The organism is Maribacter forsetii DSM 18668 (genome assembly GCF_000744105.1).
In the GTDB taxonomy this organism is placed as follows: Bacteria; Bacteroidota; Bacteroidia; order Flavobacteriales; family Flavobacteriaceae; genus Maribacter; species Maribacter forsetii.
This window is the reverse complement of record NZ_JQLH01000001.1, coordinates 1,170,657-1,190,285: the sequence shown is the minus strand read 5'-3', so window position 1 is coordinate 1,190,285 and position 19,629 is coordinate 1,170,657. Positions and strand designations below refer to the sequence as shown.

The 19,629-nt window shown below is 36.1% G+C and carries 13 protein-coding genes; 4 read left to right on the top strand and 9 right to left on the bottom strand.

Features of this window, described 5'->3' with window-relative positions; all coding sequences use genetic code 11:
* The first annotated feature begins 61 nt into the window (after nt 1–61).
* Nucleotides 62–2,689, top strand: a complete 2,628-nt coding sequence (locus P177_RS05040) for an MGH1-like glycoside hydrolase domain-containing protein (protein ID WP_036152473.1) — start codon at nt 62–64, stop codon at nt 2,687–2,689.
* A gap of 6 nt (nt 2,690–2,695) precedes the next feature.
* Here the strand turns inward: P177_RS05040 and P177_RS05035 are convergent, their stop codons facing one another.
* From P177_RS05035 to P177_RS05025, 3 genes are read right to left on the bottom strand one after another with little or no spacing between them, the layout of a single operon-like run.
* A complete protein-coding gene (locus tag P177_RS05035) occupies nt 2,696–3,766 on the bottom strand; it encodes a mandelate racemase/muconate lactonizing enzyme family protein (RefSeq protein WP_036152471.1) in 1,071 nt (356 codons plus the stop codon).
* The gene (locus P177_RS05030; RefSeq protein ID WP_036152468.1) at nt 3,763–4,836 is read right to left on the bottom strand and encodes a DUF1611 domain-containing protein; all 1,074 of its coding nucleotides are present in this window, start codon (nt 4,834–4,836) and stop codon (nt 3,763–3,765) included. Before P177_RS05030 ends, P177_RS05035 begins: the two co-directional genes overlap by 4 nt.
* 8 nt (nt 4,837–4,844) lie before the next feature.
* The gene (locus tag P177_RS05025) at nt 4,845–5,906 is read right to left on the bottom strand and encodes a pyridoxal-phosphate dependent enzyme (protein WP_036152465.1); all 1,062 of its coding nucleotides are present in this window, start codon (nt 5,904–5,906) and stop codon (nt 4,845–4,847) included.
* A 266-nt stretch (nt 5,907–6,172) separates the two neighbouring features.
* On the opposite strand from P177_RS05025, the gene P177_RS05020 reads away from it, so the two are divergent.
* Complete coding sequence (locus P177_RS05020) at nt 6,173–7,078, top strand: serine hydrolase (RefSeq protein ID WP_036152463.1); 906 nt, start codon at nt 6,173–6,175, stop codon at nt 7,076–7,078.
* 28 nt (nt 7,079–7,106) lie between these two features.
* Nucleotides 7,107–9,926: an NTP/NDP exchange transporter gene (locus P177_RS05015; RefSeq protein WP_036152461.1), complete on the top strand. Its 2,820-nt coding sequence runs from the start codon at nt 7,107–7,109 to the stop codon at nt 9,924–9,926.
* A 62-nt stretch (nt 9,927–9,988) separates the two neighbouring features.
* On the opposite strand, the gene P177_RS05010 is transcribed toward P177_RS05015, so the two are convergent.
* The 3 genes from P177_RS05010 to P177_RS05000 form a co-directional block, all read right to left on the bottom strand.
* A complete protein-coding gene (locus P177_RS05010; protein ID WP_316930777.1) occupies nt 9,989–12,667 on the bottom strand; it encodes an MGH1-like glycoside hydrolase domain-containing protein in 2,679 nt (892 codons plus the stop codon).
* Between the two features lie 282 nt (nt 12,668–12,949).
* Nucleotides 12,950–13,327, bottom strand: a complete 378-nt coding sequence (locus P177_RS05005; RefSeq protein ID WP_036152460.1) for a VOC family protein — start codon at nt 13,325–13,327, stop codon at nt 12,950–12,952.
* 37 nt (nt 13,328–13,364) lie between these two features.
* The gene (locus P177_RS05000) at nt 13,365–14,273 is read right to left on the bottom strand and encodes an NAD(P)/FAD-dependent oxidoreductase (RefSeq protein WP_036152458.1); all 909 of its coding nucleotides are present in this window, start codon (nt 14,271–14,273) and stop codon (nt 13,365–13,367) included.
* Nucleotides 14,274–14,515: 242 nt separating this feature from the next.
* Between P177_RS05000 and tnpA the strand changes: the two genes are divergently transcribed.
* On the top strand, nt 14,516–14,977 hold the full coding sequence (gene tnpA / locus P177_RS04995) for an IS200/IS605 family transposase (RefSeq protein ID WP_051941721.1): 462 nt from the start codon (nt 14,516–14,518) through the stop codon (nt 14,975–14,977).
* 154 nt (nt 14,978–15,131) lie between these two features.
* On the opposite strand, the gene P177_RS04990 is transcribed toward tnpA, so the two are convergent.
* The 3 genes from P177_RS04990 to P177_RS19340 form a co-directional block, all read right to left on the bottom strand.
* Nucleotides 15,132–16,424, bottom strand: coding sequence for an APC family permease (locus P177_RS04990; RefSeq protein ID WP_036152453.1), 1,293 nt, complete (start codon nt 16,422–16,424; stop codon nt 15,132–15,134).
* Nucleotides 16,425–16,442: 18 nt separating this feature from the next.
* Nucleotides 16,443–16,991, bottom strand: a complete 549-nt coding sequence (locus tag P177_RS04985) for a GNAT family N-acetyltransferase (RefSeq protein ID WP_036152450.1) — start codon at nt 16,989–16,991, stop codon at nt 16,443–16,445.
* Nucleotides 16,992–17,142: 151 nt separating this feature from the next.
* The gene (locus P177_RS19340; RefSeq protein ID WP_051941720.1) at nt 17,143–19,410 is read right to left on the bottom strand and encodes an ATP-binding protein; all 2,268 of its coding nucleotides are present in this window, start codon (nt 19,408–19,410) and stop codon (nt 17,143–17,145) included.
* Nucleotides 19,411–19,629 lie beyond the last annotated feature (219 nt).

Genomic DNA, 19,629 nt, shown 5'->3' with positions numbered 1-19,629 from the left:
ATAAAATAAACGATGTAGCGAAAAGCGCACCGCGATTTGCGCGCAGCCTTAAAATTATCTTATGAAAAACCCTGAAAAAAAACGTTTAGATCAACAGCATACCGAAGAAAAAGATTGGTTAAAATGGGGTCCTTATTTAAGTGAACGCCAATGGGGAACGGTACGTGAAGATTATAGTGCAGGTGGCGATGCTTGGAACTACCTACCACATGACCATGCAAGAAGTCGCGCTTTTCGTTGGGGAGAAGATGGTATAGCTGGTATTAGCGACCGTTATTGTAATATGTGTTTTAGTATTGGTTTATGGAACGGTAAAGACCCAATTATAAAAGAGCGTCTTTTTGGTTTAACAGGACCGCAGGGAAATCATGGGGAAGATGTAAAAGAACTGTATTACTACCTTGAGAATACGCCGTCTCACTCTTATATGAAGTATTTATACAAGTATTCGCAGAAAGCATACCCGTATAACCTATTGATTGACGAGAACCAAAAGCGTAATCGTAGAGAGCTTGAATTTGAGTTACTGGATACCGGTATTTTCGATGATAACACTTATTTTGATGTCAGCACCGAATATGCAAAAGGTGATGAAACCGATATTCTTATAAAAATTACGATTACCAATAGGCATTCAAAACCGGCACCTATCACTTTATTACCACAAATGGTAATGCGTAACCACTGGACATTTAAAGAAATGTCTAAAAAGCCTGTTATTACTCAAAAAGGAACAAAATCGAATCCTTTCGTAAACATTGACCACCCGTATGTAGGCAATTATAATCTCTATTTTCAAAAGGCAGTGCAGTTATTCTTTACAGAGAATGAAACTAACAAAGAGACCATTTATAAAGAGAAAAACGACCATCCGTTTAAAAAAGATGTCTTCAATAATGCTGTCTGCAACAATGATTTTGAGTTAGCGACAAAGAATAATTCAGGAACAAAATTCGCTCCACTATATCAAGTTATTTTGAATGGTGGAGAATCAAAAACATTTCAACTTCGTTTAACCGAAGAAACACTTGAAGCACCTTTTGCCGACTTCGATTCCATATTTAAAAAGAGACAAAAAGAGTGCGCACAATTCTATGATGAAATAGCCCCAAAGGCAAGCGAAGACAGAAAGGCGATTTTAAAACAAGCCTTTGCCGGTTTACTTTGGACGAAGCAATACTATAACTACGAAGTTGAGAAATGGTTAGAAGGTGATTACAAAACCACTCCGCCGCCAAAAGAGCGTAAACATGGCAGAAACAGCCAATGGAAGACTTTACGAAATCATGATATCCTTTCTATGCCAGATGCGTGGGAATACCCTTGGTATGCTGCGTGGGATTCTGCATTTCACTGTGCCTCGTTCGCCTCTATTGATCCAGAATTTGCGAAAGACCAATTGCTATTGTTCACCAAAGAATGGTACATGGCACCTAACGGACAAATACCTGCGTACGAATGGAATTTTAGTGATGTAAATCCGCCAGTACAGGCATGGGCAACCTTACAGATTTACGGCACCGATAAATCTATTACAGGAGTACCGGATATTAAATTCTTAAAACGGATGTTCAATAAACTCAACTTGAACTTCAACTGGTGGGTAAACCGTTTAGATAGAAATGACAACAATGTCTTTCAAGGCGGATTCTTAGGCTTGGATAATATCGGAGTCTTTGATCGTAGCCATGGTGTACCTGGTGGTGGTTCTTTAGACCAAGTAGATGGTACCGCTTGGATGGCGATGTATAGTCTAAACATGCTAGAAATCAGTTTACGTATTGCAGAACATGACGATTCGTATGAAGATATGGCAACCAAATATTTCGGCCATTTCATATTCATAGCCGAGGCATTAAATAAAATGGATACCGATAAAGCCAATACCTGGGACGATGTTGAAGGTTTCTTCTATGACCGCTTAACGTTACCTGACGGACAATCAACCACCATAAAAGTTAGATCTATTGCAGGTATGTTGTCATTGGCAGCTGTACTTACGATCAAGAAAAGTGTGTTAGATAAATTCCCGAAATTTAAGGCAAGTGTTCTTTGGTTTAAAAAGTACCGTGCAGAGAATTTAAAATATGAAGTGATACAGCAGTATGAAGAAAATGGTGATTTACTTCTATCGTTAGTACCAAAAGACAGAATGCAAAAATTAGTTGCTACACTCTTAGATGAGAAAGAATTTTTGAGTGAATATGGCATTCGATCATTATCAAAAATACATGAGAAAGCATATCAAATTCATATAGATGGTATAGATTATTCCATTGATTACGAACCTGCAGAATCTACAGTATCACTCTTTGGTGGTAATTCTAATTGGCGTGGACCTATTTGGATGCCAATGAACTATTTATTCATTCAGGCATTACGTGAGTACCAGTGGTATGATGGTAATGATTTTCTTTTTGAATACCCTACGGGAAGCTCAAAATTGCTGAACCTGAAACAAGTTAGTGATGAATTGAGCAAACGCTTGATCCACATGTTCGAGAAAGATGAAAAAGGCAATAGAGCCATCAATAAGAACTACGAAAAATATTACCAAGACCCTCATTTTAAGGACTTGATTTTATTCTACGAGTATTTTCACGGAGAAAATGGTCGCGGTTTGGGAGCTTCGCACCAAACGGGTTGGACCGCTTTAGTAGCCAACCTTATTGAGCAGTTAGAAGAATAAAGAAATCTACATAATATCCGACTCAGAGAAGCCTAATCCGTGTTTTTCGTTCGGATATAAGATTCCTTTTTCCAATTTAAAAATGGAGTGATACGGGTCGTCAATAATATCTAAATGTCCGTCTAAATCTGCGTATTTAATATTTGGTCTTGATAGGGCAAAATGTAAACCGGCAGCGATACCTAATCCGCATTCATCTATACAACCCACCATAGCATCTAATTTAGCTGCCTTGGCAACGGAATTGATATGCATACCTACCCAAATACCCCCTACTTTTTGAAGTTTGATATTTACCATATCTACACGCTCGTTTTGTGCCAAACGAAATGCATCTGTCAAAGTTTTTAAGCTTTCATCTGCCATTATGGGAACATTTACCTGATCCATAACTTCGCCCAAACGTTCTTCAGCCTCAACTTTTGTTGGTTGTTCAAAAATCTCGACCCCAATAGCTGCAGTTGCCTTCACAAAGGCGACCGATTCTTTTACGGAGTAGCCCTGGTTACCATCGAATCTCAATTCAATATTAGGATACTTTTCATGAATCATTCTCATCTTGGCAATATCCTCTTCAAGATTTGAACCACCTTTTATTTTTAAAATAGTGAAGCCTTGGTTTACAAATTCGGTCGCTTTCAGCAATGTTTCATCTACTCCCATAATACCAATAGTAATACTGGTAGCGATGCTATTACGATAGCCGCCTAAAAATTTATACAAAGGCACCTCAGCCTTTTTTGACATGATATCAAACAAAGCCAAATCTACCATTGCAAGAGCCGATGACCTTTTAGCCAATAACTCCTTCAGCTCTAATAACAACAATGCATACGTAAATGGATCCTTACCCAATAAATACGGAATAATGATATTATTAATAGCATAGGTAACATCACTTGGCGACTCATTAGTAACCACAGGGTCAGGTGCTGCGCAACCATAACCCACAATTTTAGTATCGGTTTCAAGCTTTAAGATAAAATTACTTGTACGGTCAATTGTTTCGTAAGCAATAGTATAAGGGTCAGACAATTTAAGGTCTAAACGCTCAAAAGAAATATGGGTTATTTTCATTTTAATTTTGTCATTAAAAGTGCAATTAATTCTTCTGCACCATACTCTAAAACATCAAAGGCAGGTAATTTAGTTTCTAAGGTGATTGCCTTACAAACATCAAGAATTTCCTCTTTTTTCATATCCTCATGGTTCACGGTAATCGCAATCACTTCTTTTCCAGAAATCACTTGAATAGCATTGATCTGCTCTTCTAACGAGTGCATCTTATAACCTGGGAATCCGTCATATTCCAATCTTTTTGGCGCGTGTTGCAGAATTACATAATCTGGTCTACCGGCAGCAAGAATTTCAAATCCGCCAGGGTAAGCAGGATTCATTAAGCTCCCCTGCCCTTCAATAACAATAACATCTGGGTCTTCATTATCATATGCACTGACCACAGCATGTTCAATTTCACCCGAAACAAAATCGTTGATACAGCTATCCATCACCATACTATATTTAGCACCTTGCATCCATCCTGTTTGTCCGGTTCCGATCATTTCTGCCTTTTTACCTGCATTACGAAATGCATGAACCAAAATCCAAGCCGTAGTACGTTTCCCCAAAGCAGAATCCGTTCCTAAAACCGCTAATTTTAAGCAGTCCACTTTTTCAATATCACCTGTAAAAAAATGTAATTGATCACGATCAGGCGTCTTTCTAATATCTCTAATTTTTACATTCTTCTCTTTAGCTAATGCCACCAGCTCAGAGTCATTAGTTAAGAAATCATGTAACCCACTATCTACGTTCCACCCTTGTTGCAAAGCAGCTTTAATGGTCGCTTTGGCAACTTGTGGTAATCTACCACCATCTGGCGCAAGACCGATAACCAAATAACTTGGCAAATTATTACTTGCTGTAAGTGCAACAATGGCAACTTCTAAATCTTTAAAAACAGGAATTCCGTTAGGTCTACCATCCAAAACATCACCGGCATCACTACCTGCATATTTTGCATCTAAAACACCTACAACCTCATAACGCTCGGTAAAGCGAACCAAACCATGTGCTGTTTTACCATTGGGAGTATTAAATGCACCCTCACAATATACCAATGCCTTACCATCAATAACTTTTTTCATTTTTATAATTAATTTTTTGCAGTGAGCACCGCCACAAATCGGTCGGGCTCAAAATTCATTTTTTCGTCTAATTCTAGGAGTCCGATCAAACCCGCTGTAGATGCCGGTAAAATTCGAAATCCTTCTTTCTTATATAAAAGAGAAGTCATCTCCTTCAGTTTTTTATCACTGATATTAAAAGCTTCTCCTTCAGATTCTTTCAATGCGTACAGCGCCTCTTCCCCATCGAAACTATGCCAGTTGATTAGAGGTTCATTGTATTTCGTTTCTTTGATCGCCGCCGGGTTCAAATCTTTACAGTGATCCAAACCTTGCAGATACGATTCTACAATCGGGTTCTTATGCGATGATGATGCGGCTATCATTTTAGGAATACGAGACGTCTTCCCTCTTTTATAAAGATTTACAAAGCCCCTATAAATACCTGCGAACAACGTTCCGTTAGAAACGGGTACCGCACAGTATTTTGGAGCGTCACCCAAATCTTCAAAAATCTCTTGTGCGATCTGCGCATAGGCAGAAATCTGTAGCGGCGTATTGGCACCGCCCGGGTTTGCGTCATACCAGCCATGTTCTGCCGCCAACCTTGAACTTTCCGTAACCACATCTTCATAACTACCAGGTATACGAATAATCTGGGCGCCTAGGCTTTTCATTTCAATCACTCGATCGGTATGGTAACTTTCCGGTATATAAATCTTACAAGCTACACCCGCCAGGTCCGATGCCAACGCCATTGCCACACCATAGTTACCGCAGGTAGCCAAGCTTACCACGCTAAACTCGCGACGTAGCGCATCATACAACTGAGCAAATGCAATACGATCTTTCTGGGTACCGGTAGGGTTATCACCTTCGTATTTTAAATAAAGCTGACGAACATCGAACTCACGTTCTAAAGACTTGGCACGGTGCAGACCGGTATCGCCTACTTCTAAACTTATAATATCTTCAAAGCACTCTAAGCGATCTACCAAAGATTTACGCTTATCCCTGACCATATCACTAAGTCTACGTGCCTCTGTAGACACCTTGTTCTCAGCCGTTTTTACGCCATCTTTAAGATTCATAAGTCTGTATAAATTCCATTTTTTAAGATACAGTAATTTTATTGAAATTAGATATAAATTTTTAACCCATTTACCCTCAAAAAAAGGGACGCATAGGTACTATTTAATCCGAAATTATTTTAAAAATTAACAACCTATTTTATGCGATATATGTCTTTATATTGATTTTACGGTGATTTTAAAAAATGTACTAAACACAAAAATTAACATATAGCCAATGAGTGCTTTACCTAATTTTGACTACATTTTTAAATAAGCGAACGTCAATGAGATCATCCCCTGTTATTTTCTTTTTTTTCATTCTATGCTGTACCGCAGTACAAGCACAAAATGAGCTGCCACTTCGTATGGACAATTCGAAGATCAAATCCCTGCAAAAATTGTTGGACAGCTCACTGCAAACCAATTTAAGGGATGAACTGGCTTCTCACCAAGAATGGAACGATCTTATAGTGCAAAAGAAAATGGCTGTTGGACTAGTTGATCTGAGCAATCCGGAAAAGGTGAGATTTGCAAGGGTCAACGGCAACCATATGATGTATGCTGCCAGCCTACCTAAAATTGCCATTCTATTGGCGGCCATGGATGCTATTGAAAAAGGCGAACTAAAGGAAACTGCAGAAGTAAAGAAAGACATGCGTTTAATGATTAGTAAATCTGACAATGCCGCATCTACCAGAATGATCGATCGCGTGGGGTATGAAAAATTAGAATCAGTGATGTGCGATCCCAAATATGCCTTTTATGATGAACAAAAAGGAGGCGGTCTTTGGGTAGGCAAACGTTACGGCAGTGGTGGAGAAACCAACAGAGAGCCCTTAAAAAATCTGAGTCACGCCGCATCTGTAACCCAAGTCTGTAGATATTATTATCTGTTGGCGAACGGTAAGTTGGTCAATGAAAAACGATCCAAGCAAATGCTTGATATTATGGAAGATCCAGAACTGCACCATAAATTTGTAAATACGCTGGATAAGATCGCTCCCAATGCCAGGTTGTTCAGAAAATCGGGCTCTTGGCGTACCTATCATTCAGATTCCATATTGGTTTGGGGCGAAGACAGCAATAGAAGATACATTTTGGTTGCACTCATAGATGATGCCAATGGAGAACAAATAATAAGAGATTTAGTAAAACCAATTGAAAAGGTGTTAAAAAAGCCAGTACTTTAGATCTTGGAATACAGATGCCCATTTCTTGATGGTAGAAAGACTGATTAAAAAAATATTCGATGTACGTGAAGGCGAGTTCAAAGTATCTCTTTGGATGCTCGCCTACATTTTTTTGGTCATTGCCGTATTACTGATCATAAAACCTACGGTAAACGCTCTTTTTCTTTCTGAACTAGGTGTTGAACAATTGCCTTTTGCTTTCTTGTTAGTTGCAATAACTGCCGTAGCTACCTCTTATTTCTATTCAAAAGCAGTATCAAAATTTCCGCTTAAAAAAGTAATTGAGGTTACTATTATTAGTTCTATTGTCATTTTAATAGGCTTGGGTATACTGCTCTCGCTAGATGTGGTCAGCGGTGTGTTGCTCTACTTCTTTTATATATGGGTAGCAATTTATGCAGTATTATCTGCATCACAATTTTGGGTATTGGCAAACTTGGTATTCAATATTAGAGAAGCAAAACGATTGTTTGGCTTTATTGGATCAGGAGCTATTATTGGTGGTATTTTCGGCGGATATCTTACCTCTATTCTCGCTCCATTAATCGGTAATGAAAACTTAATGTTCGTTGCTGCCCTGCTCCTTTTCTTTTGTATTCCATTACTAAGAAGAATCTGGAATATCAGAGTACGAAAAAACGGAAGCGTCAAAAAACATAAATCGGCTACCAACCTTAGTGAACCGCCTTTAAAACTCATATTAAAATCCAAACATCTCACCTATATTGCCAGCATTGTAGCCGTTAGTGTCGTAGTCGCTAAATTGGTAGATTATTTGTTCAGTGATTTTGCGTCGTCGTCTTTTACGGATGCCGATGAACTTACCGCATTTTTTGCTTTTTGGTTTTCTACGTTCAATCTACTTTCGCTGATAATTCAGCTATTTTTCACCCATAGAATTGTGGGCATTTGGGGTGTAGGGTTTTCACTCTTATTATTGCCCATCGGTATATTTGGTGGTAGTATTTTGTTTTTAATGCTTCCTGAACTTTCTGCTGTTGTAGTCATTAAAGCGATGGATGGCATATTGAAACAATCCATACATAAAAGTGCCTCTGAACTGTTGACCTTGCCCTTACCTTTTGAGCTAAAAAACAAGACCAAATCATTTATTGATGTGGTGGTGGATAGTTTGGCTACAGGAATTGCCGGATGCCTTTTAATATTCGTTGTGCGTGGGCTTGACCTACCCTCTTTTTACATTGGCATTCTTATAATTACTTTGGTATGTCTTTGGCTCTATTTTATTTATAAAGTACGTATTGAATATTACAAAACGTTTAGAAACAATTTAGAAGTACTGACCGACTCTTATAAGAAAACCAAGAAGGTCACGGACACCAAAGTATCTGTAGTTGCAGGCATGCGCACCGTTTTTAAGAAAGGTACAGAAGAGCAAATTCTATTTATGTTGGATAAATTGATGGAAGTTAATGACAAACGTTTTGCCGACGATGTGGAATTATTATTGGAACACCCTAGCAACAAAGTGAAGTTATCGGCGATTCAGAATCTATACTTTTTAAACTCAAGGAGCATGACTGCCGAGGTCTCTGAGTTATTAAAAATCGATGATAGAGAATTAACCATTGCTACTTTGGCTTATGTTTTAAGTTTTGCCCATAAAGACAAATCTTTCGTATTTGATGCGTATTTAGAACATTCTAATGAGCGAATTGCCATGGCAGCGCTATTCTGTTTAGCGAGAGCCGCAAAAAACAACTACTCTTTAAAGCAACGTTATTCGTTATTGGACCGTATTTCAGTTGCTATCAAAAACATTGAAGCAAACCAAAAAGATTACTCTTACATAGTAGCTGTCATTGAAATTTTAGGCGTGGCCAATATGCCTATATTTTACAATAAGCTCATTGCCTTTCTACATCATGAAAATGAAGAAATCATAATAACGACAATAAAGACCATTGGGGTAGCAACTGACCCAACATTAGCTCAACATATAATTCCGTTTTTAGCACAAAAGAATTATAGACCAACTGTACTAGAAGCTTTTAAACAATATGGGGTACAGATTTTACCTTTGTTACGAAACAATGTGCAAGAACGTTTACAACCCTTAACGGTACTTCGGTTTATACCTGCAGCAATGCAATCTTATCATTCAAAAGAAGCTGTGCATCATTTATTAGCCATTTTAACAGATAATGACCTTACCGTTCGTTTAGAAGTAATTCGTGCTTTAAGTGCCATAAGAACAACGCATCCGCAATTAAAATTCAATAGATATAAAGTGGTATCGGTCATTTTTGATGAATGTAAACTACATCATCAGACCTTATCGTCTATGCATACGCAGATTATCATATCGTACCGAAATAGAAATAAATCTAAAAAAGAAATTAGCGATGCCGAACGCGATGCTCGCACCAGTCTTTTAGAACTTTTAGAACGCCGACTAGATTCTGGATTGGAACGTATTTTTAAACTCTTAGGCTTACGGTATCATCAAAAAGATGTTAGTATAGCTTATGAAGGTTTATTGAGCGAGAAACAAGAAGCACAGCACAATGCCATTGAATTCTTAGACAACCTTTTGACCGGTGAACTTAAGCGAAAACTGTTGCCTATTATTGAAGAATCTGCTTTAGATATTTCATCTGAAGAAGAACTTCAAAAAATAAAGCATAAAATACCTACAGAACTGGAATGCTTTAAACTGTTATTACAAGGCAACGACCTTAAAATAAAACTTGCAGTACTTTACCTTATTGCTCAGCAAAAGGAGCCTCGATATTTGAGTATAGTTGAAAGTTATTTAAATGATGAAGACCCTAAAATTAGGAGTTTTGCAGTAGAGGCACATGAAGCTATCACATCTGTAGTATAGTATCAAAAACAAAAAGCGAGGTGTAAAAACACCTCGCTTTTCATTTCTATACTAGTTTATGTTTAACTATTTTGTTCTAGCTCCATGATCAAATTCGCAATTAAGGCAGTCCACCCTGTTTGGTGAGATGCACCTAACCCTTTACCGGAATCGCCATCAAAAAACTCATAAAAGAAATGCTCTTTTTTAAAGTGCTCATTTTTAGTGAATACATGATTAGTATCTTCTGAATGGTACACAAACTTACCATCTTCATTAGGCTCAAACAATTTAATCAATCTTTTAGAAATCTCATTTGCAATTTCGTTCAAGTTTAATTTTACCCCAGAACCTGTTGGAAACTCATAAACATATTGTTTACCGTAGTATGAATAATATTTACGAAGCGATTGTACAATCATATAATTTAAAGGCAACCAAATTGGTCCACGCCAGTTAGAGTTACCTCCAAACATGTTAGATTGACTTTCCCCAGATTCATACGAAATGTGATGATGCCCGTTATGTTGAAAAACATACGGATGTTCTTCATGATACTTTGAAAGTGAGCGAATACCATAATCGGACAAGAATTCTTTCTCGTCTAACAAGCGATGTAATAATTTCTCAAGCCTGAATCCACGCATAATGGAGAACAAGTAGTTTCCATCAGAATTAAACTCTTCAATATTAGAAATCAATGAAGCCAAATCTGGTCTTGTTCGCACAATCTCGGCAGCCCTAACTTTAAAATGCTTTAGCTCATCGAACAAATCTTTATGAATGATCTCTACAGCGAACATGGGTATGATACCAACTAATGACCTTACTTTTAATCGGTCTGTATTTCCATTAGACATTTCTACCACATCATAATAGAAATTATCTTCATCATCCCAAAGTGAAATATCTTTTTGACCAATGTGATGCATTGCCCATGCAATGTTCAAGAAATGTCTAAAGAACTTAGCCACACTATCCTCATAGTTTGGATTAATGGTTGCCATCTCTAGTGACATACGCAGCATGTTTAAGGTAAACATTGCCATCCAACTTGTAGCGTCTGCCTGCTGCATACGTGTAATACCTTCAGGCATGTGGTTTCTATCGAATACGCCAATATTATCCAAGCCTAGGAAACCGCCTTCAAAGAGGTTGGTTCCGCTTTTATCCTTTTGGTTGACCCACCATGTAAAGTTGACCAATAGCTTTTGATATGCCTTCTCTAAAAAATTAAAATCTCCTTTACCGTTTCGCTTTTTATCTTTTTCATAAACGGTCCACACCGCCCATGAATGCACAGGAGGGTTTACATCACTAAAATTCCATTCGTAAGCGGGAATTTGTCCATTAGGGTGCATATAGCTTTCCTTAAGCACCAAGAGCAATTGTTCTTTTGCGAAATAGGGATCTATTTCTACGAAAGAGGCCATATGAAAAGCAAGATCCCAAGCGGCATACCAAGGGTATTCCCATTTATCCGGCATTGAAATAACATGCCTATTGGTAAGGTGCTCCCACTTAGCATTTCTAGAATCGGCTCTATGGGGCTTAGCTTCACCAGGACCACCAAATAACCATTTATATACGTCATAGTAATAAAACTGCTTTGTCCACAATAGCCCAGAAAATGCTTTTCTAGCGATCTCTTGTTGCTGTATAGGCAGCTCTTTCTTCAAAATATAACCATAAAACTCTTCGCACTCTCTAATTCTCTTTTCGAAGATATTATCGTAATCGCCCCAAGGATCAATAAGTTTCTTTTTACTTAGACGGACTTTGATTGTTTTTTCCTCACCAGATTTTAGACGAAGCTTATGCCAAACGGCAAATTTTGAGCCTTTCTTATCTGGGTTTACCGTTGGTTGTCCTTCTACCACATGGTTATTAATACCATCTTTTACATATTCCACTTCATTTGGCACACCATAAATACGTTGGTTGTTGGTCTCATTCTCACAGAAAAGTTGTTCACCTTCTTCATGATAAAAATAGTAACGCCCATTTCTTGTACTACGAGACTGCACAGCACCATTTGAGATAGCTTTCATCTCTGGCCTTTCAAACCTTTGGTTATGTTTCCAGAAATTACGAAACCACAAATGTGGTAATACATGAATATTTGCAGCTCTGGGTCCTCTATTTATAACTGTAACTTTCATTAAAATATCACCAACATCTTCTTTGGCATATTCAATAAAACAATCAAAATAAGTATTATTGGCAAAAGCTTTGGTATCTAAAATCTCAAATTCAGCTTCTTCGCGATTTCTACTCTTATTCTTTCTTACCAGTTCTGTATATGGAAATTTTTTATGGGGGTATTTGTATAAATATTTAGCGTAAGAGTGCGTAGGTGTTGACACTTGATGAAAATAAAGTTCCTTTACATCTTCGCCATGATTACCTTCATCATTAGTGAGTCCGAATAAACGTTCTTTTAAAATTGCATCTTTTCCGTTCCAAAATGCAGGAGCCAGACACAAAATTTCTCTAGAATCACAAAAACCACCAATACCCTCTTCTCCCCATCTATACGCATTACTACGTGCTTTGTCATGACCAACAAAACTCCAAGCATGCCCTTGCGGACTATAATCTTCCCTTACCGTTCCCCATTGACGTTCAGCCAAATAAGGACCCCATCTTTTCCAATTTTTATAATTATCCTCAACGGCTAATCTTTCTTCTTCAGCATTTTTATGAGCCATATAGTCTATTTCAATTATACTGTCTTTTTCAATTTCAACTGCTTTGGGCAATCTTAAAACTTGGGCAAAGTTAATATCCTAACATAGGACACTATGTTAAAAATACTATATGTAAAAGTATTTGTTTGGTTAACGTGGACATCAAATGAATAGTATTACTTAATCATTACAATTAAGACAAATACACTATTAACTTGTTAAATTTAACTTGGCTATTCTATGAACATCATAATTGAACATCATAAAATTATATTGACATTTATAACTCTTTGTTATGAATGTAAAGATTAAGACGTATTCTTAGTTCTAATATTATTTCTATCAACTCAAAAACTAAGTAATTCGCCACGGTGGGTTCAATCTATTCTCACCGCCAAAGAATAATATAAGTTGATTACCGTCTAGGTCTTTTAACCTTGCCTCTCTCCATAACCATTTTTCATCAATGGGCTCTTGGTCAAATTTAACTCCTTTATTTTTAAGCAGTTCTACTTTATCATCAAGATTATCGCATTCAAAATAGACATACACCCCAGTTCCTTGAGGCAATTTATCTACCAAGTGAATAGAAAACGTAGAGTTTCCATCAGGACACTCAAATCTTGCATAGTTAGGAAGTGATTTTACAATGAGCTGTAATCCTAATTTTTCATAGAAAGCTATTGCATTCTCCACATTTATAGAGGGAACGGTAATTTGATTTAAGTTCATGATTGCAATATAGAATTATCATTTCACACCTAAAGAATTAAAAATTCTCTTTTACCAATTCCAAATTAACAACCGCACCCACCATGGTACCTGACGCTACAGAATTAGCCAATGACCTCATTTTTATACAATTATCACCACAAGCAAATACGTTTTCAATAGTAGTTCTATACATGTCATCTACCTTAATAAAACCCTCTTCATTTAATTCGCAGTCTAACAAATTTGAAATATTACTATGTTGAACAAAAGGCAACGCGGCATAAATAGCATCAATAACCTCTTTACTTCCGTCATCGAAAATGATTGCTTTAACGTTTCCGTCTTTGTGCTCTACCTCAACAATTTTTTTATCAATAACACTTATGCGGTTATGTTCTAATTTACTCCATTCTTCTTTAGAAAAAGAAGCAGGTTCATTGGTTAAAACATGAAGATTTTTGGTAAGGTTCCCAACCATTGATGCCAAATGATAAGCACGCTCACCATTGGCCATTATACCCGTTTTCTTATTCCTAATCTCATATCCATGACAATATGGACAGTGAACCACAGAGATACCCCAACATGCGGCGAAGCCCTTAATATTGGGCATGACATCTTTAATACCAGTAGCTAAAATGAGTTTTTTAGCACTATATGTAATTCCTGATTTTGTACTTACCGAAAAGCTAGTTTCATTATTAATTGCGTGTATAGCTTCATCTTCTAAAAAGTTTACGGTTTTGTATTCTAAAACTTGAGATTTAGCAATACTACTAATTTCACTAGGTGTCTTACCGTCTTGGGTTAGAAAATTATGTGAATGTGGTGTTTGTTTATTACAAGGCTTACCACTATCAATTATCAATACTTTTCTTAATGATCTGCCCAAGGACATTGCCGCTGCTAAACCAGCGTAACTACCACCTATTATGATTACGTCAAAATTATTTATTGCCTGCATATTCTTGTATTAAAAATGGATTAAAGAGAAATAACACACTTTATCTAAAAACTAAAATGAGCTATATTTTTATTGCTTTACATTAATTATTGCAACTTAGTTGCAATAATATGCATTTTACATGAAAAGAAGAATAAAGCAGTAAAACATGTTATACTCTCAGTTATAAAATCGCCTCTTTATTCTGGGAGGGTAAATACCCCGAGGCTTGCCTCGCGTGAAAAAAACAGTAATCTTTGAGCGTGAGCTCAAGTAAGCATTTTCATAAAAGTCATAACGTATCATTGTTGCTTTACCATTTGGTATGTTCAACAAAGTATCGCCGATTTGTATTGAGTCCAAAAGTTGACCAGATATTGAAAAGGACTTGTATTGAAATAGAGGATAGATATGAAATTCACTTTCTGGAAATAGGCTCTGACAAGAATCATGTTCATTTTCTATTGCAAAGTGTTCCCACTTTTAGCCCTACAAAGATTGCAAGAACAATTAAAAGTATTACTGCTAGGGAAATTTTTTCTCAAGCTCCTGGGGTTAAACGAGCATTATGGGGTGGAGCCTTTTGGGGCAGTGGTTTCTATGTTAATACTGTAGGAAGACATAGTAATGAAAAAGTAATAGCTGCATATGTAAAAAATCAAGGATCCGAAAAGGATTATCAGATCTTACATAAAGACAATGGCATTCAATTGAATCTTTTCTAAACAAATGCCTCGGGGCTTGCCCCGAGGATTATTTACTTTAACTCAAATGATCATCTTAAAAGCCAATGATAGTAGATTAAAACATAAGAGTATATCATGATTAAACTTATAAAAAAACCGAAAGAAGTAAGTTTAATTCCATTTTTTCTGGACACTAGCCTATTTTAGCTTCTGTCTTTTTGTAAACTAGCTCAAGAATAAAGCAGAACGCTATAATACCCAAAGCAGTAATTACCCCAACTCTATTAACAGAAAACTGTTGAATAATCAAAGTAACGAATGCCAACAAACATAATATACAAGCAAATAAATGTACATAACTTTTAGAATCCAGTTCCTTATGTTTTTTGAATCCTATATAATTTACAATGCAAAAAATCAATAAGAACCCTGCACTGCCTGCCGTAGAAATACTTTGAAGATTAAAGGAGTTGACCAAGGCAATAGAAAGTATTGCGGTTATTAAAAATCCAACAGGTTTACCCCAAAACATATGGCAAAAATATTTGGGTAATTCATCATCTTCAGCAATATCATAATTTACCCTACCACTGCCTAAAACAGTTGCATTAATAGCAGAGAAAGTAGAAATCAATGCTGTAATGGTTATAATTGTAAAGCCAATTTGCCCAAGCGTTGGCTCAGCTGCTTTTGCCAACACGTAATCTTCGGCATTGGCAATTTGATCAAACGGTAAAGCCCCAACGGTTACAATTGCAATTAAGATATATAATACGATTACGAAGCCTACGGCGCCAAAATATGCTTTTTCGGTATTCTTTTCTCTGTCTCTTAGGTCCGATATAGAATTAGCAATTAACTCGAATCCTTCATAAGCAACAAAAATGACCATACCACCAGAAAGAATTAATAACGGACTTTCCCAATTACTTGGAGACAATTGTTTTAAGTTTTCTGGATGGACGGATAAGCCATAAAAACCGATACCTATAAATGCTATTAAAATGGATAGTTTAATAATTACCGCCAATGACTCAATTTCACTAACCAGTTTAACACTCAGATAATTGATCAATAAGGCAATCAGTAAAATAACGGTCTGAAATATGCGTGTATCTATTTCTTTTGACCCTGAAAGCGAGATTAGTTCACTAGCATACGACCCAAATGCCGATGCATATAATGCAAGCATAACAATATAGCTGACCCATAATAGATTGTTGATACCACCGGCAAAAATACCGCTACCAAATTGTTGATGTACAAATTTTACCGTACCACCATTCTCAGGATATTTCTTTGAAAGCTTGGCATATGAATAAGCTGTTAACATAGCAATGATACCTGCCCAAAGAAATGCAACAGGTGTTGCTCCTTTTGCCAAAGAAACCGCAAGACCAAGAACGGCAAAAATACCACCACCGACCATACCGCCTATACCTATAGAAATTGCATCTTTGAGTCCTATTTTCTTTTCTACACCCATCTTCTTTACCTATTATTTTTAAATACGGTCATCCCTTTCCAACATAGCATATTCAAAACTATCTGACCATCCTTTTTTTAAGGGAAGTATTTGTCTTCTAAGACCTTCTTTCTTCATCCCTACTTTTTCTAGCACCCTGGCAGAGGCTATATTATCTACCGCACAACCTGCTTCTATACGATGAAGATTAAGCACATTAAATCCGTAATCCAATATTTCTCTAACCATTTCAGTAGCAAGACCTTTATTCCAATAATCAATATGTAGTTTATACCATATTTCTGCTCGTCTATATTTCTTAGAACCTAACCGTAAACCCAATAAACCAACAAACTCATTATTCACCTTATTTTTGATAGCTAAAGTATAATTACGTATTTCACTTGCATTATTCGCTTTGATCCATGGTTCTATAATCCTTTTTGTTTCCTCTAAACTTTCTGGAATGCCTAGCGTATTGAATTCATCCGTTTCCGGTATGGAATGTAAGCGATGAATATCCTTCACATCTACCATTTCAATTAGCCTTAACTCCAATCGATCGGTCTGAAGTATTAGTTTTTCCATACCATATGAATTCTTAGTAGTTTTTTAAAAATACCTTTTTTCTTAGAATCATGCATGCAACTAAAGCACATGAATTCAACTTTCCTATATAAAAAAGCAGGAAAGAAGTGCTAAGCGATTTATGAAATCACTATTATCACAAATGAAAAATTTAGTTGACCGGTAAATAAATTACGAATGTAGACCCTTTGTCTTTTTTACCTATGGCATGAATATGCCCATGGTGTTTTTCTACTATCTTTTTGCAAATAGAGAGTCCAATGCCCGTACCCGAATATTCCGTTTTAGAATGTAGTCTTTGAAATACCTCAAAAATATTAGTTGCAAATTCAGGTTCAAAACCAATACCATTATCTGCAAATGAGATTTTATAATAGTATTCTGATAGCTTGCTGAAATTTTCTGTGATTTGTGAATTACGAACCTTTTTAGCGCTAATGACTATTTTAGGAGCTACATCCTTTTTGCAATACTTTATAGAATTACTAATAAGATTAGTACATAGTTGCTCTATCTTAAAAGGTATGCCCTGAATTATAGGCAAATTGTTATAAGAAATAGAGGTGTCAGTATCTTTAATGAGCTGTGAGAGCTCATCCTCAATTTTACTTAGAATATCAGCAAGAGGAATATTTTCGAAATTTGAATTGATCTTATCTATTCTAGAATACGAAAGTAAATTCTGTATTAATTCTCGCATTCTAAAAGTACCTGATTTAATTTTAGAGAAATACTTTTGATGAGCAATAGACAAACCTTCTTCACCCTCATCTTCTATGCGAGAAATAAACATTTGTATTTTCCTAAGCGGCTCTTGTAAATCATGACTGGCAACTCTATTAAAAGATTCTAATTCTTCATTACTAACCTTCAATTTTTCAAAACTGTCAATAAGTGCTTTATCCTTTTCTACACGACTAGTTATATCTTGTACAATACCCACAGAAACTGGTCTATTATCTATTTCAACGTATCTACCTTTTAGATCTAAATGCTTCACCACTTTTTCTTTGGTAAGCACTCTGTATGCCAAAACGGTTGAGACCTCGTTTTCTTCTGCATTCTCACTAAGCGACTCAAAAATGCCAACATCTTCTGGATGAACAAACTCTTTGTAAGCCTCAAAATTAACTTCAAAGCTTTTTGGCTCTACTCCTAAAATCCTGTAAAAATTATCAGAAACAGTAGCACTACCATCATCTAAATACCAAATAAAGCTACCTACGCCAGCAACATTTTCTGCCTCTTTAAAAATAGTATTCTGTAGGCTTAAATCTTCATTGAGTTTTTGAAGGTTTTTTTCTGCTTCTTTCACCTTAGTAGTATCCCAAGCGGTATTGGTAATACCATTGGCAGATTTAACAATGGCATTAAAGATGTATTTAGATTGCCCCTCAAAAGTGTAAATACTCTCATGTTCTTGAGTATTTCCACTTAAATAACACTCTTTCATTAAATCAAAAAGTCCATTCTCCAAGACCATTGGGTACATTTCTAAAAGAGAGCCGCCAATTATATCGTCTTGCTCTGCCCCTGTTATCTTTTCTATTGCATTTGAGGTATACTTAAATTGAAAATCGGTTATATTTTTATCTGTATCTAAAACAGGCTCAAAATGACTAATAACATTATTTGAACTTTTATAAACACCTATTAAAAACTCCTCTGTTTCCTGTAGTTTTTTATTCTGTATAAAAATCTGGCTACTTACTTCTTCTATTTCTCCTTTTTGTTTGTAAATGCTTATAAAGCCTATTAAAAAAATAATCAAAGCCGTTAATGCCACCAATAAAGATGACATTGGTGTTAAGAACGATTGCGATGTGTATTCTTCTTTACGAGAAACCATTAAATAGTTCTCTTCTGCCAGCATCCTATCCTTTATAAATTGAGATTCTGCAACAATTTTAGATATTCGTTCCTTACGTCTAAAGGGTAAACTAGCAAAATTAACTACAATGCTGTCTTTTACTGACAGACTATCTGCTACAACAGTACTATCAACCAATATTGTAGTATCTATTTCTTTCTTAATTTTTTCATGCAGCAATTGTAAAGCTTTTACACGTTCTTGCTGTGCCTGGTTATCTTTGGTAAGAATTTTTAACCTATCTAATGATTGCCCTATTTCTGTAATGTTAATTGCGGTAAAGTTACTTTCTTCTTGGAATAGGTTTCTAAGCTGAATCGTTTCTACTTCTAAAAAATTAGCTGAAAGTTCTACAATAGTTCGCTGTACTTCAAGAGTATGCGAAACCAGGTCACCTGTTTTATGAAGTCTATTTACTTGTTTGTACCCTACGGTAACGGTATATAATAGCAGGGTAATTGCTAATACCAATAGTATAATATAGGTTTTAGTAGAAGCAATTAGTGACTTTAACTTCATTATAGATTCTCTAACAATTACACTTGTCATTTTTAGTGTCAGGTTAAAAGGGGAAATTACCCATCATTAAAATTTGAAAGAATGAATATAGCTCATTTTACGATGATGATATTGAAAAATGTATACAAATATGAAGTTGGCTTTTTGAGTTATAAAGTCCGAATAAAATTATTGGATAAAACACGGTTAGCATAGGTATCATTGAGAATCAAAATAAAAAATTTAAATTTTCTTTTTCTACATAAAAAA

Coding starts and splice junctions, on each gene's coding strand:
- P177_RS05040 (WP_036152473.1), top strand. CDS start 62: ATGAAAAACCCTGAAAAAAAACGTTTAGATCAACAGCATACCGAAGAA.
- P177_RS05035 (WP_036152471.1), bottom strand. CDS start 3,766: ATGAAAATAACCCATATTTCTTTTGAGCGTTTAGACCTTAAATTGTCT.
- P177_RS05030 (WP_036152468.1), bottom strand. CDS start 4,836: ATGAAAAAAGTTATTGATGGTAAGGCATTGGTATATTGTGAGGGTGCA.
- P177_RS05025 (WP_036152465.1), bottom strand. CDS start 5,906: ATGAATCTTAAAGATGGCGTAAAAACGGCTGAGAACAAGGTGTCTACA.
- P177_RS05020 (WP_036152463.1), top strand. CDS start 6,173: ATGAGATCATCCCCTGTTATTTTCTTTTTTTTCATTCTATGCTGTACC.
- P177_RS05015 (WP_036152461.1), top strand. CDS start 7,107: ATGGTAGAAAGACTGATTAAAAAAATATTCGATGTACGTGAAGGCGAG.
- P177_RS05005 (WP_036152460.1), bottom strand. CDS start 13,327: ATGAACTTAAATCAAATTACCGTTCCCTCTATAAATGTGGAGAATGCA.
- P177_RS05000 (WP_036152458.1), bottom strand. CDS start 14,273: ATGCAGGCAATAAATAATTTTGACGTAATCATAATAGGTGGTAGTTAC.
- P177_RS04990 (WP_036152453.1), bottom strand. CDS start 16,424: ATGGGTGTAGAAAAGAAAATAGGACTCAAAGATGCAATTTCTATAGGT.
- P177_RS04985 (WP_036152450.1), bottom strand. CDS start 16,991: ATGGAAAAACTAATACTTCAGACCGATCGATTGGAGTTAAGGCTAATT.
- P177_RS19340 (WP_051941720.1), bottom strand. CDS start 19,410: ATGACAAGTGTAATTGTTAGAGAATCTATAATGAAGTTAAAGTCACTA.